This is a genomic window from Duganella alba, from assembly GCF_009674495.1.
GTDB classification, from domain to species: domain Bacteria; phylum Pseudomonadota; class Gammaproteobacteria; order Burkholderiales; family Burkholderiaceae_D; genus Rugamonas; species Rugamonas alba.
Genome location: NZ_WKJN01000062.1, coordinates 1 through 10,043, shown reverse-complemented (window position 1 = coordinate 10,043; position 10,043 = coordinate 1). Strand labels below are relative to the sequence as shown.

Below are 10,043 nucleotides of genomic sequence, written 5' to 3'. Positions count from 1 at the left end.
CTGCCCGCCGGCTGCGCCGCGACGCCGCCGATCTGCGCCTGCGCGCCGGCCGCGCCGCTGACGACCAGCGCCAGCAGACCGCCGCAGCGGCGCAGGGTTTTGCTATTTTGCCGCATTGTGAATCTCGCTGATGTAGCCGCCGGGGAATTGCAGCATGGCGCTCACATTGCCCTGGCTGGTCTTGACCGGCGCGACCAGCACCTTGACGCCGTTGGCGGCCGCCTTCTCCAGCGTCGCCGCCATATCGTCCACCTGGTAGCCGGTGGTCTCGCGGCCATACGGGAACGGCAGCTTGCCGTCGCTGACGAACACCATCATCTTGCCGTAGCCGGACGACAGCTGCACGCGCCGCACCTGCTCGCCCGCGCGGCCAACTTCCGCGCCATCGATCTGGTCGTCGGCCGTGACTTTGGCATGCGCGAACTGCTTGAACTGGCCGATGAACTTGTCGCCCGACACCTTGGACACATACACGCGGTTATCCGGCACCGAATGCAGCGGCGGATATGTCGGCGACTTGGTATGCCAGTACAGCTGCATGTTGACGCCGCCGGCCCACTGGATAATCACGTCCTTGCCGATCGGATCGTCGAACGGTTCGACGATCACATCGGCGCCGGCCTCCACCGCCGCCTTGGTGGCGACATGGATATCGTTCACCAGATAACCGGTGCGTTCCTCGCCGAAGCCATACGGAATCGGCGTCTGGAAGGCGAACACCGACAGCATGCCGACCGGCGTCTGCACGTACTGCGAGGCGGTCTTGCTCGGCGTCGGCGTCACCGTGAACACCGCGCGCGGCGTGGCCCTGCCGCCAAACGTGCCGGTAAAGCTCTGGATGAACGCCTCGAGATCGGCATCCTGCACATACACGTGGGTGGTGTCGTACTGCGGACCGACAGCGACGTCCGGCGCGGCCATGGCCAGCGCCGGCAGCGCCAGGGCAAGAGTCAGCGCACAGGACAGCATCCGCGTGCGGAGAAAGGGAACGGTCATGAAAACTCCTGATGTAGGGATGGGCGCCTTCACTATACGCACGGCCAGCGGACATTGGACCTGTCTTAGGATCAGGTTGCCCATTTCAGCGCCGTGCCGGACGCGGTAAAATCCGTCCATGAACTCTGAAAAACTCGCCCTGCTGCTGACACGGGAAATGCCTTACGGGAAGTACAAGGGCCGCAAGATCGCCGACCTGCCCGGCCATTACCTGGGCTGGTTCGCGCGCGAAGGGTTTCCTTCCGGCGAACTCGGCGGACTGATCGCGCTGATGTACGAACTCGACCATAACAACCTGCGCATGCTGCTCGATCCGCTGCGCCAGGCGCAGCGCTCAGCGTGACGTCCCGGCAATGAAAATACGTGTATAAATACGTTATTGCATTGTTCAGGAGAACGTCATGGCACAGCATCCGCACGGCTGCACCTGCTTTATCATTCCGCCCAAGATGCTGCGCAAGCTGGCCGAGCAAACGCACGACGCCAGCGAGCGCCACTGCCTGCTCGACGCGGCGGAAATCTCCGCCCATTTGCGCGGCCAGCGCTCGGTCGCGCCGGTCGTCATGGGACTGGCGGCGGCCACCGGTGAAAAGAGCCGCACCGTGTACGACGGCCAGAACAAGTCCACCCTTCCCGGCAAGCTGGTGCGCGCCGAAGGCGGCAAGCCGCTGACCGACGTGGCCGTCAACCAGGCCTACGACGGCGCCGGCGCCACCTACGATTTCTACCGCGAAGTGCTGAAGCGCAACTCCATCGACGGCAAGGGCCTGCGCCTGGATTCCACCGTGCATTACCAGACCCGTTTCAACAATGCCTTCTGGAACGGCCAGCAAATGGTGTACGGCGATGGCGACGGCAAGCTGTTCCTCGGCTTCACCGGCGCGCTCGACGTCATCGCCCACGAGCTGACCCACGGCGTGACGCAATACGCGGTGCCGGGCGGCCTGGTGTACGAGGACCAGAGCGGCGCGCTCAACGAATCGATCTCCGACGTGTTCGGCAGCGTGGTCAAGCAGTGGACCTTGAAGCAGTCGGTCGAACAGGCCGACTGGCTGATCGGCGCCGGCATCATGGCGCCGTCGGTCGGCAAGGCGCTGCGCTCGATGGCCGATCCGGGCAACCAGGCGCTTACCTGGTCGGGCGACGACCAGCCGAAAACCATGGCAGGATACGTGGAAAACGGCGACGTCCACACCAACTCCGGCATTCCCAACCACGCCTTCTACGCGGCCGCGCTGGCGCTCAAGGGCAACTCCTGGGACAAGGCCGGGCCGATCTGGTACAAGGCGCTGTCGCTGTTGACGGCCAACGCCACTTTTGCCGACATGGCCAAGGCCACCGCCCAGGCCGCCGCGCTGCTGTACGGCGCGGATTCGGCCGAACAGCACGCCATCCAGGCCGCATGGAAAGTCGTCGGCGTCAGCTAAAGGATCGATCATGCGTTTGACTCTGAAATGTACCGGCGGCTTTGCCGGACCGGCCGGCGCGCAGACGCGCACCGTCGACCTGGCGCAGCTGCCGCAGGACCAGGCCAGCCAGTTGCAGCAGTTGCTGCACGCCAGCGACTTCTTCGCGTTGCCGCCCAAGCTGGTCAAGCAAGCGCCGAAGTCGTGGGATTTCCAGTACGACCTGGAAGTCGACGACGGCGGCCAGGCACATTGCGTCCGCTACCACCTGGACGAGGCCTCGCCGTCGCTGAAAGCGCTGACGGAAAAATTGAACGATGAAGTGGCGCCGGACTAGCCGATCTTCAGTTCCGGATAGCCGGTCCGCGGATCGTGCTCGCGCGTGAAGCGCCGGCCCGGCAACACCGCCAGCAGCAGTTCCGCCGTGGTGCGCACGATGCAGCCGGCAGCGACGTGGCCGCCCAGCACGCGCCCTTGCGCATCGGACACGGCCATGTGCAGGTGCGCGCCGTCCGCCGCAATGGATCCGGCCAGCGTCAGGATTTCCAGATCGCCAGGCAGCGCGGTTGGCTGCGGCATGCCCGCATAGCGCAGCTGCGCCACGCGCAGGCTGCCGATGCCTTGCAGCACGAAGCCGGCCTGGTGTCCGCTGGCCTGCAACGCCGCCACCACGGCGGCGCGCAGGTCGTCGCCGGGGTGCAGCCGCAGCGGCAGCGTTTCCATGGTCAGCCCAGCAGGCGCGCGAATTCGCCGCTGTCGATCAGCTGTTGCAGATCGGTGGCGCCGCCAATCAGCGTGCCGTTGACAAACACCAGCGGGAAGGTCGACCAGCCGCTCCACAGCTTGAGCGCCAGCCGCGGCCGCCATTGCGAGAAGTAATTGCCGTAGCCGAGATACGTGTACGGCGTGCCGTTGCGCTCCAGGATCTTGCGTGCCTTGGCCGGAAAGGGATTGAGTCCCATGCCGACCACCACCACCTTGTTGGCGGCGACGGCGGCTTCCACTTCGGCGATCAGATCGCCGTGATAATTGCTGATCTGCACCAGGGCGGCGGGATGGATGCGTGCTTGATCCAGGAGCTTACGAGTCATAATGCCTTACAGGTCCAGTTTGGAAATTTTAGTGCCTTCGAGATTCAGGTTGGCCATCAGGCCGGCGTTGGTCAGCACGAAGGCCTGCACCGGATTGTTGGCGGTGGCCGTATCGATGTCGCCGTTGGCGCCCACCTTGATCAGCGCCACCGAGCCATCGACGCCGGCGGTCCAGCCCTTGCCGGCGCGGAATTTATCCAGCGCTTCGCGGCTCATGAACAGCAGCACCACCGCCTTCGACTGCGCGCCGGCCTGGAAGCCGACCGACAGCGAAGCCACGCTGTAGTAGTCGGCCACCTGGCCGCCGGTGCGCAGCACGCCCTTGCCGTATTCGGCGCCGACCACCAGGCCGGCCGCCACCACGTTCGGGAACACCAGCACGCCATTGGCTTTATGCACCAGCTCGCGCGAGCCCTTCACTTCCTTGTACAGGCGCTCCAGCGTGGTGTATGCGCCCTGCTCGATCTCGGTCTTGACGGCAGCGTTGCTCGGCTTGGCCGCGCCGGTGGTGGTGGTGCAGCCGCCCAGCATCAGGCCGGCGAAAGTTGCGGCAGCGGTGGCGCGCAGCAGGAAAGTACGTTTTTGCATGGAAGTCTCCGGGAAGTGGATTAAACAGACCATTGTTTCATCATCTACATTACCACGCTATCTCTCTTCCGTAACACACCGCAGCTCAACGATTGCCAAAGGCCAGCCGCTTGCCTTCGCGCAGCATGGCGGCGAATTCGGCCGCCGGCACCGGCTGGCTGAACAGATAGCCTTGCAGCTGGTCGCAGCCCAGCTCGCGCAGGAAGGCCATCTGCTCGGCCGTTTCCACGCCTTCCGCCACGATTTCTTGGCGCAGCTGCTGCGCCATGGTGACGATGGCGCGGGCGATGGCGCAATCGTTTTCTTCATACGGCAGGCCGATGACGAAGGAACGGTCGATCTTCAGGGTGCTGATCGGGAATTTCTTCAGGTAGGCCAGGCTGGAATAGCCGGTGCCGAAGTCGTCCAGCGCCAGCGACATGCCCATCGCCACCAATTGGTTCATGATCTCGATCACCTTCTCGGTGCCGCGCACCAGCAGGCTTTCGGTGATTTCCAGGTTGATCTGGTCCGGCTGCACGCGGTGCCGCTCGAGCACCGCCGCCACGCGCCTGGGCAGCTCGGCGTCGAACTGGCGCGCCGACAGGTTGACCGCGATCGGCGGGATGATCAGGTTGACGTCGCGCCATTCGCGCACCTGGCGGCAAGCCTCTTCCATGACCCAGGCGCCGAGATCGAGGATCAGGCCGGTCTCTTCCGCCACCGGGATGAACACGCCCGGCGACACCAGGCCGCGCAGCGGATGGCGCCAGCGCAGCAGCGCCTCGGCGCCGACGATGCGGCCGCTGCGCAGGCTTACCTTCGGCTGGTAGTACAGCTGCAGCTCGTTGTTCTGCAGCGCCTGCCGCAGCTCGCTCTCGATGCGCAGGTGCTCCTTGGCGCGCTGGTTCATCTCTTCGCTGTAGAACAGGAAGTTCGATTCGATGCTCTGCCCCGCCTTGGCCACCGCCACGTCGGCGTAACGGATCAGCGTCGGCACATCGGCGCCGTCTTCGTTGTAGACGGTGATGCCGACGTGCGCGCCGACCTGCAGGCTGTGGCCGGCGATGGTGATCGGCGCGCCGAGCGCGGTCAGCAGCTTCTTGGCGACGATGCCGGCGTGTTCACGCTTTTCCACGTGCAGCAGCGCGATGGCGAAGCGGTGGCCATCCAGCCGCGCCAGCACGTCGCCTTCACGCAGCGACTGGCGGAACAGGCGGCCGATCTCGCACAGCAGCTCGTTGCCGATCTCGTTGCCGAGCGTGTCGCTGATGGCGCCCAGGCGGGTGATCTCCACCACCAGCAGCGCGCCGTGCTCGCCGGAGCGCTTGGTTTCGGTCAGCGCCTGGCCGACCAGCGTGGTCAGCAGGCACAGGTTCGGCAGGCCGGTCAGCGGATCGTAGTTGGCCATGCGCTGCATGCGCGCCTCGGCGTCCTTGTGCACGCTGATGTCGGAAAACAGCGAGAACGTGTGGCTGATCTTGCCGTGCTGGTCGCGCACCGCGCTGATGGTCACCGATTGCGGGAACAGCTCGCCGTTCTTGCGCTTGCCGATGATCTCGCCGCGCCACGGTCCACCGCCCTGCATGGCGCTGCGCACCTTGGCGCGGAAGTCGGCGTCGTGCACGCCGGAGCGCAGCAGGTCCGGCGTCTTGCCGATCGATTCGGCCGGCGTGTAGCCGGTGATGCGGGTGAAGGAGGAATTGATGGAGACGATGCGTTCGTGCGCATCGGTGATCAGCACGCCCTGCTCGCTGTCCTCGATGATGCGCGCGTGCAGGTTGACCTTGTCCAGGTCCGACAGCGCCTGGTTGGCTTCCGACAGCCGCACCAGCATGCCCTCGTTGCGCAGTTCGATGTCCAGGTGCACCCAGATGATCTCGCCGTTCTTCTTGCGGCGCCGCACCTCGGTGCGGGCGGCCGATTCGCCGGGGTTGTGGTCGAAGAACAGTTCGGCGATATTGCCGTCATCGTCATCCTCGGCGTACAGGAACAGCACGTGCTGGCCGGTCACCTCTTCCGCCGCGTAACCGAACATCTGCTGCGCGCCCAGGCTCCAGGCGGTGACGTAGCCGGCCGTGTCCAGCGCCAGCGTTGCGTCCTGCGCCGCGATGTAGGCCGGCTTGACCTCGGTGCGCGCTTCGATCAGCGCCGCATCCAGTGCGGCCAGCGTGCGCGCCAGCGCTTCGCCCTGTTCGCCCCGTGCCTGGCGACTCAGCGCAAGACAACGGTCGATGGCGTCAAGCATGGGGAGTTCCCGCCTTGCCGGCCGTAACGCCCTGCATCCATACGCAGGCGTCGACCATGATGCGGTTGTAGGTGGCGGTGTCGAGTTGCAGCGTGGCCAGGCAGGCTGCCAGCGCCGCATGGTCTTGCTGCTCGGCCGATTCCACCACGCACAGCAGCCGGCCCATGTCGCCGTCGTGCGCCAGCAGGGCCTGCTGTACCGATTCGCTGATGGTCAGCGGCTTCAGCACTTCTTCCAGCGGCATGCCGAACAACACGCCCAGCAGCGAGAACATGCCGACCATGAAGGCCTGCTCCTGGTGCGGCTTGTCCTCGCCGCAAGCCTTGGACAGCAGCTCCATCGCGCGCGCCCGCAGCGCCACGCGCGACAGCAGCATGGCCGAGCGCTGGTCGCCTTCGCGCGACGAGAACAGCATCAGGTTCAGCCAGCGCCGCAGCTGCGAGCGGCCGAGGATCAGGATGGCTTGCGAAAAACTGGTAACGCGGCGGCCGGTGCCCATGCCCAGCGAGTTCACCAGCCGCAGCAGGTGATAGGACAGCGTCGGGTCCTGCCGCAGCAGCGCTTCGATTTCGTGGGTGTCGGCGTCGGCCGACACCAGTTGCACCAGTTGCAGCGCCAGCGCGCGCGAGGCGGCCTGGGTGCCGACCGGCTTGGCCGGCTGCGCCAGGAACCAGTCGCCGTCGACCCAGGTGACGCCGGCCGGCAACTCCTTGGGCAGCACGTCGTCGGCGCGCTGAACCTTGTCGTCCGGCAGCGCTTTCCAGCCGGCCTGCGCCAGCGCCTGGTTGACGGCGTCGCTGGCGCCGGCGCGGTAGAAGCAGGTCATGCTGCCGTTGGCCAGTTCCTCCAGCAGATTGACCGGCGGCTCGACGGCGTCGGCCGGCAGGCGGCCGGCGTCCAGCAGCAAGGCCGCCGGACTGCCATTGCGGTCAGCCAGAGGATGCAGAAACACGGGCGGCAATGCAGTCATAAAATGTTCCAGCGGCGTGACGGTCAATGATCCTGCTATGTTGCCCGAAACTATTGGCCCCGGTCAACATTATGATGAGGCAGATGATTGAGCAAGCGCTCAAAAAGCCCCGGTTCGCGCATCCGGTTGATCCACCAGTTCAGCGCGGCGCCGTTTTCGCCGCTGCGCCAGGCCAGGTAGAAGGTCTCGGCCGGCTTCGGCTCGTCCACCTGTTTTTCCACCAGCAGGCCCCGGGCGATGGCGGCGCGCGCGCATGGCTCGGGCAGGAAACCGAAGCCCATGCCGGCCAGCTGGTACTGATACTTGGTCTTCATGTCCGGGACAGTCAGCGTGTCCTGGCCCAGCAGCAGGCCGACCGTGCGCGGCGCCATCTGCCGTGCGCTGTCGGCCACGCTGATGGCGCGGTGGTTTTGCAGGTGCGTGCGCGTCAGCTTGTCCTGGACATTGGCCAGCGGATGGGATGGCGCCACGGCAAACACAAAGTCGATCTTGCCGATCGGCTCGGAGACGTAACCGCCGCCGGCCGGACCATCGCCGGCCGCCCCCACCAGCAGGTCGGCGCGGCGCTCGATCAGGGCTTCCCAGGTGCCCGACAGCGCTTCCTGCACGATGCGCAGGCGGGTCTGCTGCGCCACCTCGTAGAAGGCCGGCACGTCGGCGTGGAACAGACAGGCCGAAAACATCGAATCCATGCCCACCGCCAGCTCGGTTTCCCAGCCGGAGGCCACGCGCCGCACCCGATGCTCCAGGTCCAGGGCCGCCTTTAGGAGGTAGCGGCCCTCTTTCAGAAGCTCAGCCCCGGCGGCGGTCAGCTCGACGCGCGGACCGTTGCGTTCGAAAACTTGCACACCCAGGTCGTCTTCCAGCTTGCTGACGGTGTAGGAAATCGTTGAGGGCACGCGGTGCAATTCCTTCCCTGCGGCGGAGAAGGAACCGCGCCGATCGATGGCGTCGACGATTTGCAGGGCTTCCAGGCTGAGTCTGAGCATTCGATTTTTTCGATAGTAGAGGGGTAAATTTTCCGTTTTTTTATTCTGAATCAGGGGTCTACAATGTGATTCATGGATGCAGCGATACGAACGAAAAGCGTTCAAAATTATCGCACATTAACCAACAAGAAACGGAGCTCATCATGTTACAAGTACGCCATTCTGATTCCCGCGGCAAAGCCAACCACGGCTGGCTCGATTCGAAACACAGCTTTTCGTTCGGTCACTATCATGACCCGGAGCATGTTGGTTTCGGTCCGCTGCTGGTCATCAATGAAGACCAGGTGCAAGGCGGCCAGGGCTTCGGCACCCACGGCCACCGTGACATGGAAATCATCTCCTACGTGCTGAGCGGCGCGCTGGAACACAAGGACAGCATGGGCACCGGTTCGGTGCTGCACTACGGCGACGTCCAGCGCATGAGCGCCGGCACCGGTGTGCGTCACAGCGAGTTCAACGGCGATCGCAGCCAGCAGGTGCACTTCCTGCAGATCTGGATACAGCCGAACGAACTGGGCATTCCGCCTAGCTACGAGGAGAAACATTTCACGCCAGAGCACAAAAAAGGCAAACTGGCGCTGATCGCCTCGAACGACGGCCGCAATGGTTCGGTGCTGATCCACCAGAACGCCACGATCTACGCCTCGATCATGGACGAAGGCGACAGCCTGAAACATGCGCTGGACGAAGGCCGCATCGGCTACGTTCACATCATCCGCGGCGCGGTGACGGTCAACGGCGTGCACCTGAAACAGGGCGATGCGCTGAAAATCACCGACGAAGCACTGGTGACGCTGGAGCAGGCCGAGGAAGCCGAACTGCTGTTGTTCGACCTGCCAAAACAATAAGGAAACCGGGGCCGGAGGGCGGCCCCGAAACATTTCCGCCAGTTTTGGTATCATGAAGGGCGCGCCGGGTCTGTTTGAACAGCCCGGCGCGCCTTTTTTACCTTATAGATGAACAGAATAAAGAGCACAACCATGTCGCAGAGCGCAGAAATCCCGTCCCAAGACGAACTGAATTACGTCACTTCCTGCGCCCTGCCGACCCCGTGGGCCCAGTTCACGCTGCACGCCTTCGTCGAGAAGGCCACCGGCAAGGAACACCTGGCCATGGTGCTGGGCGACATCGGCAACGGCGAGCCGGTGCTGGCGCGCGTGCATTCGGAATGCCTGACCGGCGACGTGCTGTTCTCGCAGCGCTGCGACTGCGGCGCCCAGCTCGAAGGCGCGCTGAAGAAGATCGCCGACGAAGGTCGCGGCGTGCTGCTGTACCTGCGCCAGGAAGGCCGCGGCATTGGCCTGATCAACAAGATCCGCGCCTACCGCCTGCAGGAAGCCGGCGCCGACACGGTGCAGGCCAACGAGCAGCTGGGCTTCAAGCCGGATCAGCGCACCTATGGCCTGGTGAAACCGATGCTGTCGCAGTTCGACGTCAAAAGCCTGCGCCTGATGACCAATAATCCGCGTAAGATCGATGCCATGACCAAACTGGGGATTGAGGTGGCCGAGCGGGTTCCGCTGCTGGTCAACCGCAATGCCTTCAATCAGTATTATCTGGATACCAAGGCCGCCAAGCTGGGCCACATGATGACGCCGCTGACCCCGGCGCCGGTGGAGGATGGCGCGCTGTAAGGATTTAAGGATTGCATGAAAGTTCACAAGCTCGCTAGCACTCTCGCATTGATCTGGGCCTGCGCCGCCAGCGGCGCCGCCCTTGCAGCACCGGCCGCCCCTGCGGCCGCGAAGCCTCCCGCCACGCCGCCAGCCGCCGCAC

Annotated in this window: 12 protein-coding genes; 5 read left to right on the top strand and 7 right to left on the bottom strand. The window is 64.6% G+C overall.

All coding sequences use genetic code 11. The annotated features are described in order from the left end of the window. Positions 1–102: 102 nt before the first annotated feature. A complete protein-coding gene (locus tag GJ695_RS28720; RefSeq protein ID WP_154370509.1) occupies positions 103–996 on the bottom strand; it encodes a VOC family protein in 894 nt (297 codons plus the stop codon). A 118-nt stretch (positions 997–1,114) separates the two neighbouring features. Here GJ695_RS28720 and GJ695_RS28715 point away from each other — a divergent pair, with 118 nt between their 5' ends. Genes GJ695_RS28715 through GJ695_RS28705 form a run of 3 tightly spaced genes read left to right on the top strand, consistent with a single transcriptional unit; the run spans position 1,115 to position 2,739 of the window. Continuing rightward, on the top strand, positions 1,115–1,339 hold the full coding sequence (locus tag GJ695_RS28715; protein ID WP_154361223.1) for a DUF3820 family protein: 225 nt from the start codon (positions 1,115–1,117) through the stop codon (positions 1,337–1,339). Between the two features lie 58 nt (positions 1,340–1,397). Beyond that, complete coding sequence (locus tag GJ695_RS28710; protein ID WP_154370508.1) at positions 1,398–2,423, top strand: M4 family metallopeptidase; 1,026 nt, start codon at positions 1,398–1,400, stop codon at positions 2,421–2,423. A 10-nt stretch (positions 2,424–2,433) separates the two neighbouring features. Next, positions 2,434–2,739 carry a protealysin inhibitor emfourin gene (locus GJ695_RS28705; RefSeq protein WP_154370507.1) on the top strand — a complete coding sequence of 102 codons (306 nt, stop codon included), beginning with the start codon at positions 2,434–2,436 and terminating at the stop codon, positions 2,737–2,739. On the opposite strand, the gene GJ695_RS28700 is transcribed toward GJ695_RS28705, so the two are convergent. From GJ695_RS28700 to GJ695_RS28675, 6 genes are all read right to left on the bottom strand, one after another. Then, a complete protein-coding gene (locus GJ695_RS28700; protein WP_154370506.1) occupies positions 2,736–3,125 on the bottom strand; it encodes a PPC domain-containing DNA-binding protein in 390 nt (129 codons plus the stop codon). The two genes, GJ695_RS28705 and GJ695_RS28700, sit on opposite strands and share 4 nt — an antisense overlap. 2 nt (positions 3,126–3,127) lie before the next feature. After that, on the bottom strand, positions 3,128–3,493 hold the full coding sequence (locus GJ695_RS28695) for a glutaredoxin (protein ID WP_154370505.1): 366 nt from the start codon (positions 3,491–3,493) through the stop codon (positions 3,128–3,130). A gap of 6 nt (positions 3,494–3,499) precedes the next feature. After that, positions 3,500–4,081 (bottom strand): BPSL1445 family SYLF domain-containing lipoprotein, encoded by a 582-nt coding sequence (locus GJ695_RS28690; protein ID WP_154370504.1) that lies wholly within the window; start codon positions 4,079–4,081, stop codon positions 3,500–3,502. A gap of 85 nt (positions 4,082–4,166) precedes the next feature. Further along, positions 4,167–6,308, bottom strand: coding sequence for a putative bifunctional diguanylate cyclase/phosphodiesterase (locus GJ695_RS28685; protein WP_154370503.1), 2,142 nt, complete (start codon positions 6,306–6,308; stop codon positions 4,167–4,169). Beyond that, the gene (locus GJ695_RS28680) at positions 6,301–7,278 is read right to left on the bottom strand and encodes an EAL and HDOD domain-containing protein (RefSeq protein ID WP_154370502.1); all 978 of its coding nucleotides are present in this window, start codon (positions 7,276–7,278) and stop codon (positions 6,301–6,303) included. The genes GJ695_RS28685 and GJ695_RS28680 overlap by 8 nt, the downstream gene beginning before the upstream one ends. Before the next feature lie 50 nt (positions 7,279–7,328). Then, a complete protein-coding gene (locus GJ695_RS28675) occupies positions 7,329–8,267 on the bottom strand; it encodes a LysR substrate-binding domain-containing protein (RefSeq protein WP_154370501.1) in 939 nt (312 codons plus the stop codon). A gap of 143 nt (positions 8,268–8,410) precedes the next feature. Between GJ695_RS28675 and GJ695_RS28670 the strand changes: the two genes are divergently transcribed. Further along, positions 8,411–9,115 carry a pirin family protein gene (locus GJ695_RS28670; RefSeq protein WP_154370500.1) on the top strand — a complete coding sequence of 235 codons (705 nt, stop codon included), beginning with the start codon at positions 8,411–8,413 and terminating at the stop codon, positions 9,113–9,115. 132 nt (positions 9,116–9,247) lie between these two features. Continuing rightward, entirely contained in the window at positions 9,248–9,901 is a 654-nt protein-coding gene (gene ribA, locus GJ695_RS28665; protein ID WP_154370499.1) for a GTP cyclohydrolase II, read from the top strand. Positions 9,902–10,043 lie beyond the last annotated feature (142 nt).